General features: G+C 52.0%; 20 protein-coding genes. 12 read left to right on the plus strand and 8 right to left on the minus strand.

Annotation, left to right across the window (positions count from 1 at the left end):
- Window positions 1-2: 2 nt before the first annotated feature.
- From ftsW to lpxC, 8 genes are all read left to right on the plus strand, one after another.
- Window positions 3-1,205 (plus strand): cell division protein FtsW, encoded by a 1,203-nt coding sequence (gene ftsW / locus ABSH60_RS13045; RefSeq protein ID WP_390975757.1) that lies wholly within the window; start codon window positions 3-5, stop codon window positions 1,203-1,205.
- Complete coding sequence (gene murG, locus ABSH60_RS13050) at window positions 1,202-2,269, plus strand: undecaprenyldiphospho-muramoylpentapeptide beta-N-acetylglucosaminyltransferase (protein ID WP_056776960.1); 1,068 nt, start codon at window positions 1,202-1,204, stop codon at window positions 2,267-2,269. The genes ftsW and murG overlap by 4 nt, the downstream gene beginning before the upstream one ends.
- 78 nt (window positions 2,270-2,347) lie before the next feature.
- Window positions 2,348-3,823, plus strand: a complete 1,476-nt coding sequence (gene murC, locus ABSH60_RS13055) for a UDP-N-acetylmuramate--L-alanine ligase (protein ID WP_056777225.1) — start codon at window positions 2,348-2,350, stop codon at window positions 3,821-3,823.
- On the plus strand, window positions 3,816-4,736 hold the full coding sequence (locus ABSH60_RS13060; RefSeq protein WP_390974268.1) for a D-alanine--D-alanine ligase: 921 nt from the start codon (window positions 3,816-3,818) through the stop codon (window positions 4,734-4,736). Before murC ends, ABSH60_RS13060 begins: the two co-directional genes overlap by 8 nt.
- A 1-nt stretch (window position 4,737) precedes the next feature.
- A complete protein-coding gene (ftsQ, locus tag ABSH60_RS13065) occupies window positions 4,738-5,580 on the plus strand; it encodes a cell division protein FtsQ (protein WP_056776967.1) in 843 nt (280 codons plus the stop codon).
- Window positions 5,577-6,833, plus strand: coding sequence for a cell division protein FtsA (gene ftsA / locus ABSH60_RS13070; RefSeq protein ID WP_056776972.1), 1,257 nt, complete (start codon window positions 5,577-5,579; stop codon window positions 6,831-6,833). Before ftsQ ends, ftsA begins: the two co-directional genes overlap by 4 nt.
- A 71-nt stretch (window positions 6,834-6,904) precedes the next feature.
- Complete coding sequence (ftsZ, locus tag ABSH60_RS13075; RefSeq protein WP_013577005.1) at window positions 6,905-8,059, plus strand: cell division protein FtsZ; 1,155 nt, start codon at window positions 6,905-6,907, stop codon at window positions 8,057-8,059.
- Between the two features lie 105 nt (window positions 8,060-8,164).
- Window positions 8,165-9,082, plus strand: a complete 918-nt coding sequence (lpxC, locus tag ABSH60_RS13080) for a UDP-3-O-acyl-N-acetylglucosamine deacetylase (RefSeq protein ID WP_390974269.1) — start codon at window positions 8,165-8,167, stop codon at window positions 9,080-9,082.
- Window positions 9,083-9,102: 20 nt separating this feature from the next.
- On the opposite strand, the gene ABSH60_RS13085 is transcribed toward lpxC, so the two are convergent.
- Entirely contained in the window at window positions 9,103-9,627 is a 525-nt protein-coding gene (locus ABSH60_RS13085) for a DUF721 domain-containing protein (RefSeq protein ID WP_056776980.1), read from the minus strand.
- A 26-nt stretch (window positions 9,628-9,653) separates the two neighbouring features.
- Here ABSH60_RS13085 and secM point away from each other — a divergent pair, with 26 nt between their 5' ends.
- The 3 genes from secM to mutT all read left to right on the plus strand — a co-directional run bounded on the left by secM (window position 9,654) and on the right by mutT (window position 13,493).
- Window positions 9,654-10,178 (plus strand): secA translation cis-regulator SecM, encoded by a 525-nt coding sequence (secM, locus tag ABSH60_RS13090; RefSeq protein ID WP_056776984.1) that lies wholly within the window; start codon window positions 9,654-9,656, stop codon window positions 10,176-10,178.
- A gap of 80 nt (window positions 10,179-10,258) precedes the next feature.
- A complete protein-coding gene (secA, locus tag ABSH60_RS13095; RefSeq protein WP_056776988.1) occupies window positions 10,259-12,976 on the plus strand; it encodes a preprotein translocase subunit SecA in 2,718 nt (905 codons plus the stop codon).
- Window positions 12,977-13,097: 121 nt separating this feature from the next.
- Entirely contained in the window at window positions 13,098-13,493 is a 396-nt protein-coding gene (gene mutT / locus ABSH60_RS13100; RefSeq protein ID WP_168734096.1) for an 8-oxo-dGTP diphosphatase MutT, read from the plus strand.
- A gap of 71 nt (window positions 13,494-13,564) precedes the next feature.
- Here the strand turns inward: mutT and yacG are convergent, their stop codons facing one another.
- The 3 genes from yacG to coaE are packed head-to-tail and all read right to left on the minus strand — an operon-like array spanning window position 13,565 to window position 15,180.
- Window positions 13,565-13,762, minus strand: coding sequence for a DNA gyrase inhibitor YacG (gene yacG, locus ABSH60_RS13105; RefSeq protein WP_056776990.1), 198 nt, complete (start codon window positions 13,760-13,762; stop codon window positions 13,565-13,567).
- A 9-nt stretch (window positions 13,763-13,771) separates the two neighbouring features.
- Window positions 13,772-14,524 (minus strand): cell division protein ZapD, encoded by a 753-nt coding sequence (zapD, locus tag ABSH60_RS13110; RefSeq protein ID WP_056776993.1) that lies wholly within the window; start codon window positions 14,522-14,524, stop codon window positions 13,772-13,774.
- A 44-nt stretch (window positions 14,525-14,568) separates the two neighbouring features.
- A complete protein-coding gene (coaE, locus tag ABSH60_RS13115; protein WP_390974270.1) occupies window positions 14,569-15,180 on the minus strand; it encodes a dephospho-CoA kinase in 612 nt (203 codons plus the stop codon).
- A 242-nt stretch (window positions 15,181-15,422) separates the two neighbouring features.
- Here coaE and ABSH60_RS13120 point away from each other — a divergent pair, with 242 nt between their 5' ends.
- Window positions 15,423-16,466 (plus strand): GMP reductase, encoded by a 1,044-nt coding sequence (locus ABSH60_RS13120; protein WP_183848585.1) that lies wholly within the window; start codon window positions 15,423-15,425, stop codon window positions 16,464-16,466.
- Window positions 16,467-16,545: 79 nt separating this feature from the next.
- Here the strand turns inward: ABSH60_RS13120 and hofC are convergent, their stop codons facing one another.
- From hofC to nadC, 4 genes are all read right to left on the minus strand, one after another.
- On the minus strand, window positions 16,546-17,766 hold the full coding sequence (hofC, locus tag ABSH60_RS13125) for a protein transport protein HofC (RefSeq protein WP_390974271.1): 1,221 nt from the start codon (window positions 17,764-17,766) through the stop codon (window positions 16,546-16,548).
- On the minus strand, window positions 17,763-19,247 hold the full coding sequence (gspE, locus tag ABSH60_RS13130; protein WP_390975759.1) for a type II secretion system protein GspE: 1,485 nt from the start codon (window positions 19,245-19,247) through the stop codon (window positions 17,763-17,765). The genes hofC and gspE overlap by 4 nt, the downstream gene beginning before the upstream one ends.
- On the minus strand, window positions 19,247-19,693 hold the full coding sequence (gene ppdD / locus ABSH60_RS13135) for a prepilin peptidase-dependent pilin (RefSeq protein ID WP_390975761.1): 447 nt from the start codon (window positions 19,691-19,693) through the stop codon (window positions 19,247-19,249). Before ppdD ends, gspE begins: the two co-directional genes overlap by 1 nt.
- Before the next feature lie 295 nt (window positions 19,694-19,988).
- Window positions 19,989-20,882: a carboxylating nicotinate-nucleotide diphosphorylase gene (nadC, locus tag ABSH60_RS13140; protein WP_136375833.1), complete on the minus strand. Its 894-nt coding sequence runs from the start codon at window positions 20,880-20,882 to the stop codon at window positions 19,989-19,991.
- Window positions 20,883-20,924: the final 42 nt, after the last annotated feature.

Raw genomic sequence — 20,924 nt, forward strand, 5'->3', positions numbered from 1 at the left:
GGATCCGTATGCCGGGGCTGGGTCTCGTTAGAAAGTTTAACGACTGGGTGATGGGCGCCAAAGAAAATGACGCCGTGACGCTGGTGCTGTATGACCGGACTCTGCTGTGGCTGACCTTTGGTCTGGCGATTGTCGGTTTCGTGATGGTGACCTCGGCATCGATGCCCATTGGACAGCGTCTGGCCGATGACCCGTTCCTGTTTGCCAAACGTGATGCGATTTACCTCGCACTGGCATTTGGGTTGTCACTGGTCACGCTGCGCGTACCCATGGCGGTCTGGCAGAAATACAGCAACGTACTGCTTTTGCTCTCAGTGGTCATGCTGCTGGTGGTGTTAGTGGTGGGGAGTTCCGTCAACGGGGCATCGCGCTGGATCTCCTTCGGTCCGCTGCGTATTCAGCCTGCTGAGTTTTCCAAGCTATCACTGTTCTGCTATCTCGCCAGCTATCTGGTGCGCAAGGTCGATGAGGTGCGCAGCAATTTCTGGGGATTTTGTAAGCCGATGGGTGTGATGGTTGTGCTGGCCGTGTTGCTGCTGGCTCAGCCTGACCTCGGTACGGTGGTTGTACTGTTTATCACCACGCTGGCGATGCTGTTTCTGGCAGGGGCAAAAATGTGGCAGTTTTTGGCCATCATCGGCTCCGGAGCCTTTGCGGTTGTGCTGCTGATTATCGCCGAACCTTACCGTATGCGCCGCGTGACATCCTTCTGGAATCCGTGGGCCGATCCGTTTGGCAGTGGCTACCAGTTAACCCAGTCACTGATGGCGTTTGGCCGTGGTGAATTCTGGGGGCAAGGCCTCGGTAACTCGGTGCAAAAACTGGAGTATTTACCGGAAGCGCATACCGATTTTATCTTCTCCATTTTAGGCGAAGAACTGGGGTATTTCGGTGTGGTTTTAGCCCTGTTGATGGTATTCTTCGTCGCTTTTCGCGCGATGTCCATTGGACGCCGTGCTTTGGAGCTTGATCAGCGATTTTCCGGCTTTTTGGCCTGCTCAATCGGCGTGTGGTTTAGTTTCCAGGCGCTGGTAAACGTTGGGGCCGCAGCGGGAATGTTGCCGACCAAAGGTTTGACCCTGCCGCTCATCAGTTACGGTGGTTCGAGCCTGATCATTATGTCGACGGCAATCGTGTTATTGCTGCGAGTGGATTTTGAAACGCGGCTGGCTAAAGCCCAGGCGTTTGTAAGGAGTGCCCGATGAGTGGCAATACCCGGCGGTTAATGGTGATGGCAGGCGGTACCGGTGGGCATGTTTTCCCGGGGCTGGCTGTGGCTCATCATCTGATGGAGCAAGGCTGGGAAGTTCGCTGGCTGGGAACCGAAGATCGTATGGAAGCAGATCTGGTTCCTAAACACGGTATTGGGATTGATTTTATTAAAATCTCAGGATTACGTGGGAAAGGTCTGAAAGCGCAACTCACAGCCCCAATTCGCATATATCATGCGTGGCGCCAGGCAAAAGTCATCATGAAACGTTTCCAGCCAGATGTGGTGCTTGGCATGGGTGGATACGTTTCTGGTCCCGGCGGATTAGCCGCCTGGTCGCTGGGGATCCCGGTGGTGCTACACGAACAAAACGGTATTGCGGGCATGACCAACAAAGGTTTGTCGCACATTGCCAAAAAAGTATTGCAGGCATTTCCCGGCGCATTTCCTCATGCAGACGTGGTCGGTAATCCGGTGCGTACCGACGTGCTGGCGCTGGAGTTGCCAGAAACCCGACTGGCCGGGCGTGAAGGGCCGATTCGCGTTTTAGTGATTGGCGGAAGTCAGGGCGCGCGAGTGCTTAATCAGAGCATGCCGGAATTGGCGGCGCTGATGGGTGACAAAATTACGCTGTGGCATCAGGTCGGTAAAGGTGCGCTGGAGTCAGTGAACCAGGCTTATGAAAAAGTCGGCCAGACTCAGCATAAAGTCACTGAATTTATTGATGACATGGCAGAAGCATACGCATGGGCGGATGTGGTGGTGTGTCGTTCCGGTGCCTTAACGGTCAGCGAAATTGCTGCTGCGGGTTTACCGGCGATATTTATCCCCTTCCAGCATAAAGATCGTCAGCAGTACTGGAATGCGCTGCCACTGGAGAAAGCCGGTGCAGCAAAGATTATCGAGCAGAAAGATTTTAGTGCTGCCGCAGTGGCCGATCTGATGGCCGGATGGGACAGAACCCATCTTATGGAAATGGCACGCGCTGCACGCGCAGCGGCTATCCCTGATGCGACAGAACGCGTGGCTGCCGAAGTGGTTGCCGCCAGTAAAAAATGAAATTGAACGGGCCATGCATTGCGTGGTCCCAGCCGTAAGAAACGGATTAATCAGTAACCTGAAATAGTGAATAAAAACGTGAATACACAACAATTGGCGAAACTGCGTACCTTCGTGCCCGAGATGCATCGTGTCCGGCACATTCACTTTGTTGGCATCGGTGGTGCCGGCATGGGTGGTATCGCCGAAGTGTTGGCCAATGAAGGCTATCAGATCAGCGGTTCAGACCTGGCACCGAATGCGGTGACGCAGCAACTGACTGCGCTGGGTGCGACGATTTATTTCAATCACCGCCCGGAGAATGTGCTCGATGCCAGCGTAGTGGTGGTTTCTACGGCGATCTCATCCGATAACCCGGAGATTGTCGCCGCCCGCGAAGCGCGGATCCCGGTGATCCGTCGTGCAGAAATGCTCGCCGAGCTGATGCGTTTTCGTCACGGTATCGCCGTGGCAGGTACGCACGGTAAAACCACGACGACAGCGATGGTGACCAGTATTTATGCCGAGGCCGGACTGGATCCGACCTTTGTAAACGGTGGTTTAGTGAAAGCGGCAGGCACGCATGCGCGTTTAGGCTCAAGCCGCTTCCTGATTGCAGAAGCCGACGAAAGCGATGCGTCGTTCCTGCACCTGCAACCGATGGTGGCGATTGTTACCAATATCGAAGCAGACCACATGGACACGTATCAGGGTGATTTTGAAAACCTGAAACAGACTTTTGTGAATTTCCTGCACAACCTGCCGTTCTATGGCCGTGCGGTGATGTGTATCGATGATCCGGTGATCCGTGAGCTGATCCCACGTGTTGGCCGTCATATCACTACCTACGGCTTCAGCGAAGATGCAGATGTGATGATCGAAAGTTATCGTCAGGAAGGCGCGCAGGGGCACTTTACGTTGCGCCGTCATGATCTGCCGCAGATTACGGTGACGCTGAATGCGCCGGGCCGTCACAACGCCCTTAACGCTGCCGCCGCTGTTGCGGTAGCAACCGATGAAGGCATCAGCGACGACGCCATACTGCGCGCGCTGGAAGGTTTTCAGGGCACCGGGCGTCGTTTCGATTTCCTCGGCGAATTCGCGCTGGAAAATGTGAACGGCAAATCCGGCAGCGCCATGCTGGTTGATGACTACGGTCACCATCCGACAGAAGTGGACGCGACGGTTAAAGCCGCACGCGCGGGCTGGGCGAATAAACGCCTGGTCATGATTTTCCAGCCGCACCGGTACACGCGTACCCGTGATTTGTACGATGATTTTGCCAACGTACTGTCTCAGGTTGATGTGCTGATTATGCTTGATGTTTACCCGGCTGGCGAAGCGCCGATCCCGGGTGCTGACAGCCGCTCGCTGTGCCGTACCATTCGCGCGCGTGGCAAGCTGGATCCCATTCTGGTGTCTGATATTGACGCTGTGCCTGAAAGTCTGGCGCAGATCCTCGAAGGGGACGATTTAGTTCTGGTTCAGGGCGCTGGCACCATTGGCAGAGTGGCCCGCAAATTGGCTGACCAAAAATTGCAGCCAGTGAAAAAAGGTGAAGAACATCATGTCTGAGAAAGTAGCAGTTTTATTTGGTGGTACTTCCGCAGAACGCGATGTGTCATTGCAGTCCGGCGCTGCGGTGCTGGCTGGCTTACGTGAATCCGGTGTGGATGCCCACGGCATCGACACCAAAACCTTTAATGTTGCACTGCTTAAAGAAGAAGGTTTCAGCAAAGTCTTTATCGCGCTACACGGTCGCGGGGGTGAAGACGGCACATTGCAGGGGCTGCTGGAGCAAATTGGTTTGCCTTATACCGGCAGCGGCGTGATGGCATCCGCACTCACCATGGATAAATTCCGCACCAAACTGGTGTGGCAGGCACTGGGTTTACCGGTCGCTCCGTTCGTGGCACTGCATCGCTCACAAATTGAAGCGGCAGGGCAGGGCGCGTTGGCGGCAAAAATCGCTGAATTAGGCCTGCCGGTGATCGTCAAACCCAGCCGTGAAGGCTCCAGCGTAGGTATGAGCAAAGTGACGACTGAAAATGAGTTGTTACCTGCCTTGCAGGAAGGCTTCCGCCATGACGATAACGTATTGATCGAAAAATGGCTAAGTGGTCCTGAATACACCGTGGCTATCGTGGGCGAGCAAATTATGCCTTCGATCCGTATTCAGCCTGCCGGTACCTTTTATGACTATCAGGCGAAGTATCTGTCTGATGAAACACAGTATTTTTGTCCAAGCGGCTTAAACCAGGATCAGGAACAGCAATTGTCTGCACTGGCATTGCAGGCTTATCAGGCGCTCGATTGCAGCGGCTGGGGGCGTGTTGATGTGATGCAAGACAGCGATGGCAGTTTTAATCTGCTGGAAGTGAATACCTCACCGGGCATGACCAGTCATAGCCTGGTGCCGATGGCCGCGAAACAATTCGGGTTGAACTTCCCGCAATTAGTTTTCCGTATTCTGGAACTGGCTGACTGATATGTCTCAAGCCGCCCTGAATACCCGAGAGCGAGAGACGGCCGAGAGCAATAATGGCGGCCGTCGCAGTAACGGCGGTCAGCTGGCAGGGATCGTATTCCTGCTGCTGGTTGCAGGCACTATTTTGTGGAGCGCGTGGGCAGTTGTGGTCTGGATGCAGGACGCAAACCGACTGCCGCTGTCTCAGCTGGTGGTGACTGGCGAGCGTCATTACACCACTAACGACGATATTCGTCAGGCGATCTTGTCCTTAGGGGCGCCGGGCACGTTTATGACGCAGGATGTGAATGTTATCCAACAGCAGATTGAGCGATTGCCGTGGATTAAACAGGTCAGCGTCCGTAAGCAATGGCCGAATGAACTGAAGATTCACCTGGTGGAGTATGTGCCGGTCGCACACTGGAATGATTTGCACATGGTTGATGCTGACGGCAAGTCATTCAGCATACCTGCTGAACGTGTCGTCAACCAAAAAATGCCGTTGCTCTACGGTCCGGAAGGCAGTGAACAGGATGTTTTGCAAGGCTATCAAACGATGAGTCAGGCGCTGGCCGCCGGCAAGTTCACGTTGAAAGCCGTGGCAATGAGTGCACGCCACTCGTGGCAGTTAACCCTGGATAATGATATCCGGCTGGAATTGGGGAGAGATGACCGGATGGGGCGTTTACAACGTTTTATCCAACTTTATCCGCGTTTCCAGCAACAGGCTGACGCCGACAAAAAGCGCATCACTTATGTCGATTTACGTTATGACAGCGGTGCATCAGTGGGTTGGGCGCCAGAGTTTATTGACCAGCAAAACAGTAATCAGCAACAGAATCAGGCACAGGCTAAACAACAATGATCAAGTCGACGGACAGAAAACTGGTAGTTGGGCTGGAAATCGGTACTGCAAAAGTCGCCGCATTGGTGGGAGAAGTTCTGCCCGATGGCATGGTCAACATTATCGGTGTGGGCAGTTGCCCATCCCGGGGCATGGATAAAGGTGGCGTTAACGATCTGGAATCGGTGGTGAAATGCGTGCAGCGTGCCATCGATCAGGCCGAATTGATGGCTGATTGCCAGATTTCCTCTGTTTACCTTGCTTTGTCTGGTAAACATATCAGTTGTCAGAATGAAATAGGGATGGTTCCTATTTCAGAAGAGGAAGTGACGCAGGAAGATGTAGAGAACGTTGTGCATACCGCTAAGTCGGTACGCGTACGTGATGAGCATCGGGTATTGCACGTCATTCCTCAGGAATATGCCATCGATTATCAGGAAGGCATTAAAAATCCGGTCGGATTATCTGGCGTGCGTATGCAGGCTAAAGTCCACCTGATCACCTGCCATAACGATATGGCGAAGAACATTGTCAAAGCGGTTGAACGGTGCGGCCTGAAAGTTGATCAGCTCATTTTTGCCGGTCTGGCCTCCAGTTATGCCGTTCTGACCGAAGATGAACGCGAATTAGGTGTCTGTGTCGTCGATATTGGTGGCGGAACCATGGATATCGCTGTTTATACCGGTGGCGCACTGCGTCATACTAAGGTAATCCCTTATGCCGGGAATGTGGTCACCAGTGATATCGCTTACGCGTTCGGCACACCACCTACCGATGCCGAAGCGATCAAAGTTCGCCACGGTTGTGCATTAGGGGCGATTGTCGGCAAAGACGAAAATGTCGAAGTGCCGAGCGTAGGCGGACGTCCGCCACGCAGTCTGCAACGTCAGACACTGGCTGAAGTTATCGAGCCTCGTTATACAGAATTGCTGAATCTTGTGAACGACGAAATTTTGCAATTGCAGGAGCAGTTACGTCAGCAGGGCGTAAAACATCATCTGGCCGCAGGTATAGTTTTGACAGGCGGTGCAGCACAAATTGATGGTCTGGCAGCTTGTGCGCAGCGGGTATTCCATACCCAGGTGCGTATCGGGCAACCTCTGAACATCACCGGGCTGACAGATTATGCGCAGGAACCTTACTACTCAACTGCTGTAGGGCTGCTGCACTACGGGAAGGAGTCTCACCTCAGCGGTGAGGCAGAAGTGGAAAAACGCGCCTCAGTGGGCAACTGGTTCAAACGAATCAATAGCTGGCTGAGAAAAGAGTTTTAATGTTTTAACAACGGGATCATGCTTTTAAGTATTTCGATCCCGACGCGACAGGCACAAAACGGAGAGAAACTATGTTTGAACCTATGGAACTGACCAACGATGCGGTGATTAAAGTCATCGGCGTCGGCGGTGGCGGCGGTAACGCTGTCGAACACATGGTGCGTGAGCGCATCGAAGGTGTTGAATTCTTTGCCGTTAATACCGACGCTCAGGCGTTGCGCAAAACGGCAGTAGGCCAGACGATTCAGATCGGTAGCGGTATTACCAAAGGTCTGGGTGCTGGTGCGAACCCGGAAGTGGGTCGCAATTCTGCTGAAGAAGATCGCGAAGCCCTGCGTGCTGCGCTCGAAGGCGCTGACATGGTCTTTATCGCAGCGGGCATGGGCGGCGGTACCGGTACCGGTGCAGCGCCAGTGGTTGCTGAAGTAGCAAAAGATTTAGGTATTCTGACCGTTGCTGTCGTGACTAAGCCATTCAACTTTGAAGGCAAAAAACGCATGGCATTCGCGGAGCAGGGTATCGCTGAACTGTCCAAACACGTGGACTCCCTGATCACCATCCCGAACGACAAGCTGTTGAAAGTTCTGGGTCGCGGTATTTCTCTGCTGGACGCCTTCGGTGCGGCCAACGACGTGCTGAAAGGCGCGGTGCAGGGTATTGCTGAGTTGATCACCCGTCCGGGTCTGATGAACGTCGACTTCGCCGATGTGCGCACCGTTATGTCCGAAATGGGTTATGCCATGATGGGCTCCGGTGTGGCATGTGGTGAAGACCGTGCTGAAGAAGCGGCTGAAATGGCGATCTCCAGCCCGTTGCTGGAAGATATCGACCTGTCAGGCGCGCGCGGCGTTCTGGTCAACATTACTGCGGGCTTCGATTTGCGTTTGGATGAATTCGAAACGGTGGGTAACACCATCCGTGCTTTCGCCTCTGACAACGCCACCGTGGTTATCGGGACTTCTCTTGACCCGGAAATGAATGACGAACTGCGCGTAACAGTAGTGGCAACGGGTATCGGCATGGACAAACGTCCTGAGATCACCCTGGTGACCAACAAGCCAGCCAGCCAGCCTGTTATGGATCATCGCTACCAGCAGCACGGGATGTCTCCGTTGCCGCAGGAAACGAAGCCAGCTGCCAAAGTGGTCAACGATCAAAGCGCGCAATCTAATAAAGAGCCCGACTATCTGGACATCCCAGCCTTCCTGCGTAAGCAGGCAGACTAGTCTGAATTGTAGGATCTCCGCTCTTTGTGCTAAACTATCCCGCCAACCTTAATGTACTATGCAAAGGTTGGCAGGATAGATGGATAACATTGCGAGATAAAAACGATGATCAAACAACGTACATTAAAACGTATCGTTCAGGCGACGGGCGTCGGTTTACATACCGGCAAGAAAGTCACCCTGACTCTGCGTCCTGCACCGGCCAATACCGGGGTCATCTATCGTCGCACTGACTTGAATCCACCGGTCGATTTCCCGGCAGATGCCAAATCCGTGCGTGATACCATGCTCTGTACTTGCCTGGTCAATGAGCATGACGTACGTATTTCTACGGTAGAGCACCTTAATGCGGCCCTCGCAGGTTTAGGCATCGATAACATCGTTATCGAAGTCGACGCGCCTGAAGTGCCAATTATGGACGGTAGTGCTGCACCTTTCGTCTATCTGTTGATGGATGCAGGGATTGAAGAGCTGAACTGCGCGAAGAAATTCCTGTGCATCAAGCAGACTGTGCGTGTTGAAGACGGTGATAAGTGGGCAGAGTTCAAACCATTCAATGGTTTCTCTCTGGATTTCACTATCGACTTCAATCACCCGGCGATTGATTCCAGCTCACAGCGCTACAAAATGAACTTCTCTGCAGAAGCATTTGTTCGCCAAATCAGCCGTGCGCGCACATTTGGTTTTATGCGTGATATCGAGTACCTGCAGTCACGTGGTTTGTGCCTGGGTGGCAGCTTTGATTGTGCGATTGTTGTAGATGATTACCGCGTACTTAACGAAGATGGTCTGCGTTTTGAAGATGAATTCGTTCGTCACAAAATGCTTGATGCTATCGGCGACCTGTTCATGTGCGGCCATAATATTATTGGTGCGTTTACCGCATTCAAGTCTGGTCATGCTCTGAACAACAAGTTACTGCAAGCGGTATTGGCGCAGCAGGAAGCCTGGGAACTCGTTACATTCCAGGATGAAGCTGAAGTGCCATTGGCTTTTAAAGCCCCTTCTACCGTATTGGCATAATCGGTACAGATATTACTGTTTTACTTATTACGACTGGTTGTTCTGGCACTCTCTCCGGCCAGGTCAGCCAGTCGTTCTAATGCCTTCCTCAGTTTTTCCGGGCTTCGGCTCGCCAGTCCTCTCAATTCATTAGCACTCTGCGAACTCAAATGTCGTACCGGCATAGACTCTGCTGCGATCGTTTTATTTTTCTGAGCAATTTGCGAAGCATTTTCCATTTTAGCCATCAACGAGGGATTAATCCTGATGTCGATTGATGACAATGATGGTAGAATTTGCGCTCGAAGTGCAGAGAGTAATGCGGGTTGTTCATAGCGTAATCGCATCATCCAGCTGGCATTAGCAATTTCCAGCACTAAAACTCCCTGTCGATAATTACCGACACGACACCATGGTTGCATGGGTGACGGTAAAAGCCCCTTCACTGCGCGGTTTAGTTTTAATAAAGCCGCAGCGCGCTGTTGAACAATTCGCAGCGGGCTTTGTTCCGTTGAAGAGGCGTCATCGAACAGGATATCTAATAATTGTGGGCGACTATCGCGCATGATGGGCTCCGGCGGATTGTAAACGTGTGATTGGTATTCTAAATCGTTGGCGACAATTTGGCAGAAGGTATTTTTGGCCGCATCTCCTCCTGGGGATGGTCGCGGCTAGCCTTGGCGTGTCGACGAATCTCTCACAAACTGAACTGGTTGCCGTTCCTAATACGTCTTCAAGTCTAAACCGTCTCAACATCGGCAGTACAGGGCTGAGTAATCTGGCATTACTCCAGGCGCATCGCCGCCCGTCTTTCGGTGTCGATTACTGGCAGCAGCATGCACTACGTACCGTTATTCGTCATCTTTCTTTTGCTCTGGCACCGCAGGTTGTTTATACCGCTGCACCGGAAGTCGTTGCTAAAGACGCAGAGCCGCTGCATGTTCAGCAACTCGCTTTACTGGTCACCCTGAATGCCTTACTGACACATGAATCCAAACCTCCGGTTATCATTCGTCATACGCAACAGCCTTTCCTCTCTCATGCTTCATCGCATCAAACCGGCCTGTGGTTAGCACAGGTGCAAGGCATTCGTGCCGGCCCGGCCTCTCTGATTTAACAGACTGTAATTGTAAACTCTATCTATAAATCAATAAATTAGTGGCTACCTCAGGTGGCCTCCAAGAGATATTAAGCACTATGTTAATCAAATTATTGACCAAAGTTTTTGGTAGCCGTAATGATCGTACCCTGCGCCGTATGCGCAAAGTGGTTGACCTTATCAACCGCATGGAACCTGAAATTCAAAAGTTGACCGATGAGCAACTGCAAGCGAAAACCAACGAGTTCCGCGAGCGTCTGGCGAAAGGTGAAGTGCTGGAAAATCTGATCCCTGAAGCTTTTGCTGTCGTACGTGAATCCAGTAAACGTGTCTTTGGCATGCGCCATTTCGACGTGCAGTTGCTCGGCGGTATGGTACTGAACGAACGCTGCATCGCAGAAATGCGCACCGGTGAAGGTAAAACACTGACCGCAACGCTGCCTGCTTATCTGAACGCATTGAGCGGTAAGGGCGTTCACGTTGTTACCGTCAACGATTACCTGGCACAGCGTGACGCCGAAAATAACCGTCCACTGTTTGAATTCCTGGGTCTGAGCATCGGTATTAACTTACCGGGTATGCCTTCTCCGGCTAAGCGTGCGGCTTATGCTGCAGATATCACCTACGGTACCAACAACGAATACGGTTTTGACTACCTGCGTGACAACATGGCGTTCAGCCCTGAAGAACGTGTTCAGCGTAAACTGCATTATGCGCTGGTGGATGAGGTTGACTCCATCTTGATCGATGAAGCGCGTACTCCGCTGATCATCTCCGGCCCGGCCGAAGACAGCTCAGAAATGTACACCCGCGTTGATAAGCTGATTCCAAAACTGATCCGTCAGGAAAAAGAAGACTCCGATTCCTTCCAGGGCGAAGGCCACTTCTCAGTGGATGAAAAAGCGCGTCAGGTTCACCTGACTGAACGCGGTCTGATTCTGATCGAAGAACTGCTGATGGAAGCGGGTATCATGGAAGAGGGCGAATCCCTCTATTCCCCGACTAACATCATGCTGATGCACCACGTGACCGCAGCGCTGCGTGCACACGTGCTGTTTACCCGCGATGTGGACTACATCGTGAAAGACGGTGAAGTTATCATCGTCGACGAACACACTGGCCGTACCATGCAGGGACGTCGCTGGTCAGATGGTTTACATCAGGCGGTTGAAGCGAAAGAAGGCGTTGATATCCAAAACGAAAACCAGACGCTGGCTTCCATTACCTTCCAGAACTACTTCCGTCTGTACGAAAAACTGGCGGGTATGACCGGTACTGCGGACACCGAAGCATTCGAATTCAGTTCCATTTATAAACTCGATACCATTGTTGTGCCAACTAACCGCCCGATGGTGCGTAAAGACATGGCCGACCTGGTCTACATGACAGAAATGGAAAAAATTGGCGCAATCATCGAAGACATTCGCAATTGCACCGCGAATGGCCAGCCGGTGTTGGTGGGGACTATCTCAATTGAGAAATCAGAAGTTGTCTCAAATGAGCTGACCAAAGCCGGTATCGCGCACAGCGTACTGAACGCGAAATTCCACGCTAAAGAAGCGGACATTGTTTCCCAGGCGGGCCAGCCAAGTGCGGTAACGATCGCCACCAACATGGCCGGTCGTGGTACGGATATCGTATTGGGCGGCAGCTGGCAGGTTGAAGTTGAGAATCTCGGCGAAGAAGCGACAGACGAGAAAATCGCAGAAATTAAAGCGGCATGGCAGATTCGTCACGATGCCGTGCTGGCTTCCGGTGGTTTACACATCATTGGTACCGAGCGTCATGAATCACGCCGTATCGATAACCAGCTGCGTGGCCGTGCGGGTCGTCAGGGTGATGCGGGTTCATCACGCTTCTATCTGTCCATGGAAGATGCTCTGATGCGTATCTTCGCGTCTGACCGTGTAACTGGCATGATGCGTAAACTGGGGATGAAACCAGGCGAAGCCATTGAGCATCCTTGGGTGACCAAAGCGATTGCTAATGCGCAGCGTAAAGTAGAAAGCCGCAACTTCGATATTCGTAAGCAATTGCTGGAATATGATGATGTGGCAAGCGACCAGCGTCGTGCGATCTACAGCCAGCGTAACGAACTGCTGGACGTGTCCGACGTGAGCGAAACCATCGCCAGCATTCGTGAAGACGTGTTTAAAAGCACTATCGACAGCTACATTCCGCCACAGTCTCTGGAAGAAATGTGGGATGTTGAAGGTCTGGAACAGCGTCTGAAAACTGATTTCGAGCTGGAAATGCCGATTTCGGAGTGGCTGGATAAAGAGCCAGAACTGCATGAAGAAACACTGCGCGACCGTATTATGGAAATCGCGAAAGAATCTTACGCCCGTAAAGAAGAAGTCGTTGGCGCTGAAATGATGCGCAACTTCGAAAAAGGCGTGATGCTGCAAACCCTTGATTCCCTGTGGAAAGAGCATCTGGCAGCAATGGATTACTTGCGTCAGGGTATTCACTTACGTGGCTATGCGCAGAAAGATCCAAAGCAGGAGTACAAACGTGAATCCTTCGCCATGTTTGCTTCTATGCTGGAATCGCTGAAATACGAAGTGGTCAGCGTGCTCAGCAAAGTACAGGTACGTATGCCTGAAGAAGTAGAAGCGATGGAGATTCAGCGTCGTGAAGAAGCTGAACGTCTGGCACGTCAGCAACAGCTGAGCCATCAGGATCAGCAGGAAATCGAAGTGGCCGAAGCCGCGCGTCTTGCTTCTTCTGGCGAACGCAAAGTAGGTCGTAACGATCTCTGCCCATGCGGTTCCGGCAAGAAATACAAACAATGCCATGGCAGCCTGCAAAAGTAAGATCTCAGGCTAAGTCATCGTGTTAATCTTAAAGGCGGCTAATCACCGCCTTTATTTTTGTCTTAAAAAGTACGGTTTCAGTACAGGATTCTTGGTCAGGAGAAAGGTGAGAACTGTGACGATTAAGCAACTGAATATCTCAGTCGGCATCATCCGCAATGAGCAGAAAGAAATTTTTATCACCCAGCGTGATGCCTCATCACACATGGCAGGATGTTGGGAGTTTCCCGGCGGGAAGATAGAAGCGGGTGAGTCGCCGGAACAGGCCGTCATTCGTGAGTTACAGGAAGAAGTGGGGATAAATGCAACATCTCCAGTGTTGCTGAAAACGTTAGAGCATCGCTTCTCCGATCGCATTATCACTTTGCATTTCTTTTTGGTAGAAAGCTGGCAGGGCGAACCTTACGGCAAAGAAGGGCAGCCTAAACGCTGGGTTGCACAGTCTGAGTTGGATGAAACTGAATTTCCACCAGCGAACGAAGAGATAGTCAAAGCACTAAAAAATAACCAGTTATAATGTTATACCTCTCGCAAAAAAGGGGCTGAAGCCCCTTTCTGTGTCATTCCTTTCTACGCTTGTTTGCTGCGTTAAATCTCTTCTTCGCTCCACTCATCCAGATCGTTGATATCCCCTTTGCTGGGAATACGTTTCTCTTCATCGGCCCATTCGCCGAGATCGATCAACTGGCAGCGTTTACAACAAAATGGGCGGTAAGGGCTTTGTTCGCCCCAGACCACTGTTTTGCCACAGGTCGGGCAATTTACTTCAATAATTTCGGGATCCATTTGCAACTCCTAGCAGCAGGCAAGATCAAAATTCAGTCGCGCGGGAACCACACCATGTTCGCTGTCGAGGGGTAAAAAGCGAATGGCATAACGGGTTTTGTGCCCGGACACTTGCGGGTAAAGCAGATTTTCCATCGACAGACGTAATCGTAACAGATCTGCGCCTTCTGCATTGTCCTGGAAAAAGCCGTTAAGGCTGATTTGATTGCGAAATACGCCTGACTGACGGATTAAATCCAGCACCATTGTGAGCGAGTTATTTAACGGAGCCAGTGTTTCCAGCCAGTTTTGAACTTCGCCATCCCTCTGAGATTGCGCCAAATGCAGCCAGATATGCAGCGTCGGTAAATCAAAGCTGCAGCAACCGCCAGGAATACTCAGGCGTTGACGAACCAGCGCGATCATCCGGTCTTCTTTCAATGCCTGACCAATTCTGGGTGCTTTCATCAGGATGCCCGCGCACTGCTTTAGCTCTGCCCGGATTCCTTCAATTCGAGAAATATCTACGCCAGGGACATCCTGCCACTGGGAGAGTTTCTGTTGCTGTCTTTCCAGCTCTTTCAGCAAATCCGTACGTACTTCCCCGCGCTCTAAAACATCCAGCAGATCGGATGCCGTGCGGAAAAACAGCAACGCAGAAGAGATAGCAGTAACTTGCGCATTGGCATGCAGTTGCTGTAACAAAAACTCAATGCGTAGCCAGGTACGCATTTTTTCATTTAGAGGATGTTCAAAAAGAACGGTGGCTGCTGCTTCACTCATGCTTGGCAATATCCTGTCTGTTTTCCCCTTGATATTCTGATGAATTATTCAGGGGATACTGATGCCGCAAATGTTAAATAGCGGCTATGTAATTGGGCAACACGCGATTCAATCGTTTCAGGATCGCCGCTGTTATCAATAATGTCATCCGCGCAGGCCAGTCGTTTTTCACGGCTCACCTGCGCAGCAATAATACTTTCAGCCTGCTGACGGCTGATGCCATCGCGCTGCATTGTGCGCACAAGCTGGGTTTGTGGATCAACGTCTACAACTAAAACGCGATTTGCCTGCGCCTGTAATCCATTTTCAACCAGTAACGGCACCACCCACAGCACGTAAGCCGTTTCAGCCTGCCTGATAAACTGCTGTGTACGCGCATGAATAACGGGATGGAGCAGTTGATTCACCCAGGCTTTTTCAGCCGGATGACTGAAAATGCATTCTCTCAAAGCGGCTCGATTTAACGAACCATCATCAAGAATAATATCTTTACCAAAGTGTCTGCTCAGTTCATCCAGCGCCGGTTCACCGGGAGCCACAACCTGACGTGCAATGATATCAGCATCGACAATTCTCACCCCGCGGCGGGCAAAGCTTTCGGCTACGGTACTTTTTCCGCTTCCTATGCCTCCGGTCAATGCAACGATATAGGCCATGCTGATGCTCTGATAGAATTAGTTGGGTAAATGATAAAGAGATTATGAGTAAGTGCAAGCCGCTCTCGTGTTGGTTTTGGACTGGAAAAATTAATCAGCTACACAATCAAAAGTCTGTGATGTGCGCTGTAAAAGCCATCTTGCCGTTGTCATTTTCCTGTGTATGATAAAACCACTGGAAAGGGTGTCTAATTTTCTGCTGCCACCCTAGCGACCCGTCGCCAAACCAGGACAAACCCGTCATGCGCATTGAAGAAGATTTGAAATTAGGTTTTAAAGACGTACTTATCCGCCCGAAACGTTCTACCCTCAAAAGCCGTTCCGAAGTAGAGCTGGAGCGCACCTTCACATTTAAACACTCTGCTATCAGCTGGTCTGGTACGCCAATTATTGCCGCCAATATGGATACCGTTGGGACATTCCGTATGGCGACTGTGCTGGCATCATTCGGCATGCTGACTGCAGTCCATAAGCATTACACCGTAGAGCAATGGCAAGCTTTCATCTCCTCGGCTGATGAATCAGTACTGCGCAATGTGATGGTTTCAACCGGAACGTCAGAAGCTGATTTCGTCAAAACCCTGCAAATTCTCGCGATGTCGCCTCTGCTGAAGTTTGTGTGTCTTGATGTTGCTAACGGCTATTCAGAACACTTTGTCGATTTCCTGCAGCGTGTGCGTGAAGCTTGCCCGGACAAAGTTATTTGTGCTGGTAACGTTGTTACCGGTGAAATGGTGGAAGAATTGATCCTCTCTGGCGCAGACATCGTTAAAGTTGGCATCGGTCCGGGTTCCGTCTGTACCACCCGCGTCAAAACCGGTGTAGGTTATCCGCAACTTTCTGCCGTGATTGAATGTGCAGATGCAGCCCATGGTTTAGGCGGACAGATCGTCAGCGATGGTGGCTGTGCTGTTCCGGGCGACGTAGCCAAAGCCTTCGGCGGCGGTGCCGATTTCGTAATGCTCGGCGGTATGTTGGCTGCGCACGAAGAATGCGAAGGGTCAGTGGTTGAAGAAAATGGTGAAAAATTCATGCTGTTTTACGGCATGAGTTCTGAATCAGCGATGAAACGCCACGTGGGCGGCGTCGCTGAATATCGCGCCGCAGAAGGCAAAACGGTGAAATTACCCCTTCGTGGTCCGGTTGAAAACACTGTCCGCGATATTCTCGGCGGCTTGCGTTCAGCCTGCACCTATGTGGGCGCCGACCGCCTGAAAGAGCTGACGAAACGCACTACCTTTATCCGCGTTGCGGAGCAGGAAAACCGGTTGTTCGGCGGTAAATAACCCATCGTCATTCAGGCTTAATAACGGCGAAATAATTTTCGCCGTTTTCTGTTTATGCACAGACTCAACATTGCCATCCTCAGCCCATCACCGAGCCCAGCTGGAATATCGGTAGATACATCGCTATCACTAATCCGCCAACAATCACGCCCATTACTGCCATAAGTACCGGTTCAATCGTTTGTGACAAGGTGTCTGCCAGCGAATTTGCTTTTTCATTATGCAGATGCGCCAGTTTCAGCAGTAACTCATCCAGCGATCCTGACTCCTCACCTATTTTGATTAGTTGCTGGCACAGCGATGGAAACAGCGGCGACTGTACAAAAGCTTTGTGTAAGGGCACACCCTGCATAATCTGCTCACGGATCTGACCGAGTGCGGTCTGAAAATGCAGGTTAGACATTGAGGCCGATGCGGCTGCCAGCCCTGCAATCAATGTCATACCCGCCTGCTGCGTCATCGCCAGAGTCTGAAATATCTGGCTCAGGCAGCTGTCGGTGACCAGCCGTGATGTTAACGGCAGCGTAAGCAGCAGCTTTTGTTCCCTCAGTTTCCACCTTTTTTGCGGATGCAATTTGCGCAGATAAGCAAAACAGCAAAGGGATAAAACACCTGCCAGCCACGGGCCAGTTCCGATCAAAACCTCAGAGGTGGCTACCAGCATGCGGGTAAACCAGGGTAACTGCGCATCGAAGGATGCGTAGATTTTGGCAAACTCTGGCAGAACCATCGTCAGCATCAGCAGCGTCACCAGGGTGGCGATGACGCTGACAATCAGCGGATAGCGCAATGCTTTTTTCACCTTCGCCTTCAGTTCCGCCTGCTGCTCCTGCTGGGCTGCCAGTTGTAAACAACACTGATCCAGTTGTCCTGTGAGCTCACCAATGGAGATTATCTGCCGGTAGATATCCGGGAAGACGTCCGGATACGCATTGAGCATTTCCGATAAAGGTCTACCTTCGCGTACCCCTTTGGCGATATTGTGCAGGACGCACTGCCATGCTGGTTTCGGATGTTCACCGGCCAGCAGCGTAAGGCTGTTAACCAGCGGCAGCCCCGCCTGCAACAATGTGGCGAGCTGCCTGATTATCGATACCCGCTCCTGATTCTTCCAGAAACGCCGGTGCAGGCTCTGCTTCATGTGAATCTTTAGCGGCTGCAAACCAGCAGCGAAAAGCTGCTGGTAAATGCCCTCTTTACTGACCTCAATGCTGTCGCCATCCTGGATACTTCCCTGGCTATCGATAGCCTGCCAGTGATAGAGCCGCCACGTTTGATGAAGCACTGACAAATCACTCATGCACCGGTTCCCTCGCCGGTGACGCGATAGAGTTCCTCAAGCGAGGTAATACCTTGTTCCACCAGTAGCATCCCGGCTTCCTGTAAGGTGATCTGCCCCTGCTCGCGGGCGATTTTGATAAGTTCGTTCACGGTGGCTTCTGCAACCAGCGCCTGTTGTAAACGGGGCGTAATGTTCAGCGTTTCATAAATACCTGTCCGTCCGTAATAGCCTGAAAAACACTGATGACATCCGGCTGCCTGCCAGATCGGTACTTGTCTGCCTTGTCCGTTTTCGCCATTCCTGACAAATGACATGTGCGCCTTACGGCAATGCGGACAGAGTTTTCGCACCAGCCGTTGGGCAATCACCAGCCGCAAACTGGCGGCAATGTGAAAGCCTTCGATGCCCATCTGACGCAGGCGGGTCAGGGTTTCGCAGGTAGAATTGGTGTGCAGCGTTGAAAGTACCAGGTGCCCGGTTTGCGCTGCTTTTACCGCGATCTCAGCCGTTTCTTTATCACGGATCTCACCGACCATGATGACATCAGGATCCTGACGTAGTAACGCCCGTAGAACACTGGCAAAGCTGAGATCTGTTTTGCTGTTAATCTGCGTTTGATTAATACCGCTGACGGGAATTTCGATCGGATCTTCCACGCTGCAAATATTGCGTGAGATGGCATTCAGTTCACGCAAGCCGCTGTAGAGCGTCACGGTCTTGCCACTGCCGGTCGGGCCGGTGACCAGAATCAGCCCCTGCGGATGTTTCAGTGCCGCCTTGAAATATCCCAGATCTCGCAGGGTGAGTCCCAGCTGTGACATCGCCAGATCTTGCTGGGTCATGTGCAGAATACGCAGCACGATTTTCTCGCCATGCAGCGTCGGCAAAGAGGAAACTCGCATCGAGTAGCGCTGATTTTGCAGCACCACCGACAGCTGTCCGTCCTGTGGTAAACGACGTTCAGCGACGTTCAGTTGTCCCATGATTTTGAGCCTTGCACAGACGCTGGCCGCCATCGAAAACTCAGGGCCGGGGATCTCCTGCAACACGCCGTCAATGCGTACACGGACACGGAAGCAGTTTTCATAAGGTTCGAAATGAACATCCGATGCCCGGCGGGTAATCGCTTGTCTCAGGATCTGATTAAGAACATTAATCACCGGCGCGTCACTCTGGTCGTTCAGTTCGTTGGCTTCCGGCCTTTTAGAATCCCCATTCCCTGCTTCTTGTGGTGATTCTGCACCGTCTTTTTCCATCATTTGCTCCAGCCTTGCCTGCGGCCAGCGCTCCAGCTGAACTTTCAGTCCGCTGGCAAAACGCAAAACATTGCCTAACGTCTCGGCATCGGGTTCCGCCTCATGGCAGGCGACGCGTAAGGTTTGATCGTCGCGGTGCAGTATCACCGCTTTATAACGCTGACAAAGCGCATCAAGCGACGCTTCGCTTTGCAGGCGATCGCTGTCAGGCGGGGAAACGGGACGCAGTGGCATATCGGTCATCATGGCGCTCCTGTGGTATCAAAGCGGAATACGCTTTCGCATGCTTCCACCATCGACGAACTCTCGGCATTGGTGCAGCTTCTGCTCCAGACAATACCGCCTGCCTGGATATCCGGGACGGGAGTCATCACAACGCTCAGGCCTTTAAGCGCCTGCTGGCCTGTCAGTGAAATCACCCCCGCGTTCACCTGTATCTGGCTGACGTAACGGCTGGTGGCCGTCGCAGGGATCCCCTGCGTGCCTGCGTTGCAGCTCGTCAACGCACCTGCATCTATCACGCACAGCTCGACGCCGGTTTTATAGGGGACCATGCTTTGCAGCATGTCAGTCAGGGCTGCTTTCTGGATGTAACTTTGGTAGGCGGGAATGCCGATGGCGCTCAGGATCGCAATAATTGCGATGACCACCATCAGTTCTATAAGGGTAAATCCTTGTTGCCGGTGCATGGCTTTCTCCGTTTTGTGTAACTGCATGGATGTTGCTCAGGCAGCAAACTAAACGGAGAGAAATTCTGATTCCAGCGTCATTTACGGCTTCACCGCGATGTCTTCCAGGATAACTATGCAAGGGAAAAAGGCTGTCAAAACTTTTGCGCGGCGTCTCGCAATAATGATGCGGCGTTTAAAAAGAGGGTTGGCAGCGGGCAGGGGAGAATGAGAGGGTAATGCGGCAAGTACGAAATAGTCCGAAGAAGTCGTATTGCCCCGGAAAGGATATCCGGGGCAATAGCGCATCGGTTAATCAGTTGAAACGCATCGAAAGATCCATCGCGCGGACATGTTTGGTCAGTGCGCCAACAGAAATGTAATCCACGCCCGTTTCAGCGAATTCGCGCAGTGTTTTTTCAGTGACGTTGCCAGACACTTCCAGCAATGCGCGGCCAGCAGTCAGGGTGACGCCTTCGCGCATCATCGGCACGGTGAAGTTATCCAGCATGATGATGTCAGCACCGGCATCCAGCGCCTGCTGAAGTTCGTCGAGTGACTCGACCTCTACTTCAACCGGCACATCCGCGTGGATCCACAGCGCACGTTCGACGGCGGCTTTGATCGAGCCGCAGGCAATAATATGGTTTTCTTTGATCAGAAACGCGTCGGCGAGGCCCAGGCGGTGATTGCTACCGCCGCCGCACAGCACGGCATATTTCAGCGCAGTGCGCAGGCCGGGCAAGGTTTTACGCGTATCCAGCAGTTGCGTTTTAGTGCCTGCCAGCAGCTTCACATAGTGGCTGACTTCGGTGGCTACGCCAGAGAGCGTCTGGACAAAATTGAGCGCAGTACGTTCGCCGGTCAGCAGCATACGGGCAGATCCGGATAGCTCGCATAATGTCTGGTTTTCAGACAGGGTATCGCCGTCTTTGACATGCCATTTGACGGTGATTTTATCGCCTGCGAGCTGGGTGAACACTTCATCCAGCCAGCGCTGGCCACAAAAAACACCGGCTTCACGGGTGATAATTGTCGCGCTTGCACTCTTGTCTTGCGGCAACAATTGCGCAGTTAAGTCATTGTTGGCATTGGCTTCGCCGCCAAGGTCTTCACCTAAAGCCTGAGTCACAAGTAAGGGGATATCATTCTGAATACGTTCGAGTAACTGTGCGCGGCGACTTTCAGGGCTGTAGCTGCGGGTAGACATACAAATACTCCGAAATGGCGGATAAGAAGGACAAAAAAACAT

This window comes from Rahnella sp. R3(2024) (assembly GCF_042920125.1).
Classification (GTDB): domain Bacteria; phylum Pseudomonadota; class Gammaproteobacteria; order Enterobacterales; family Enterobacteriaceae; genus Rahnella; species Rahnella rivi.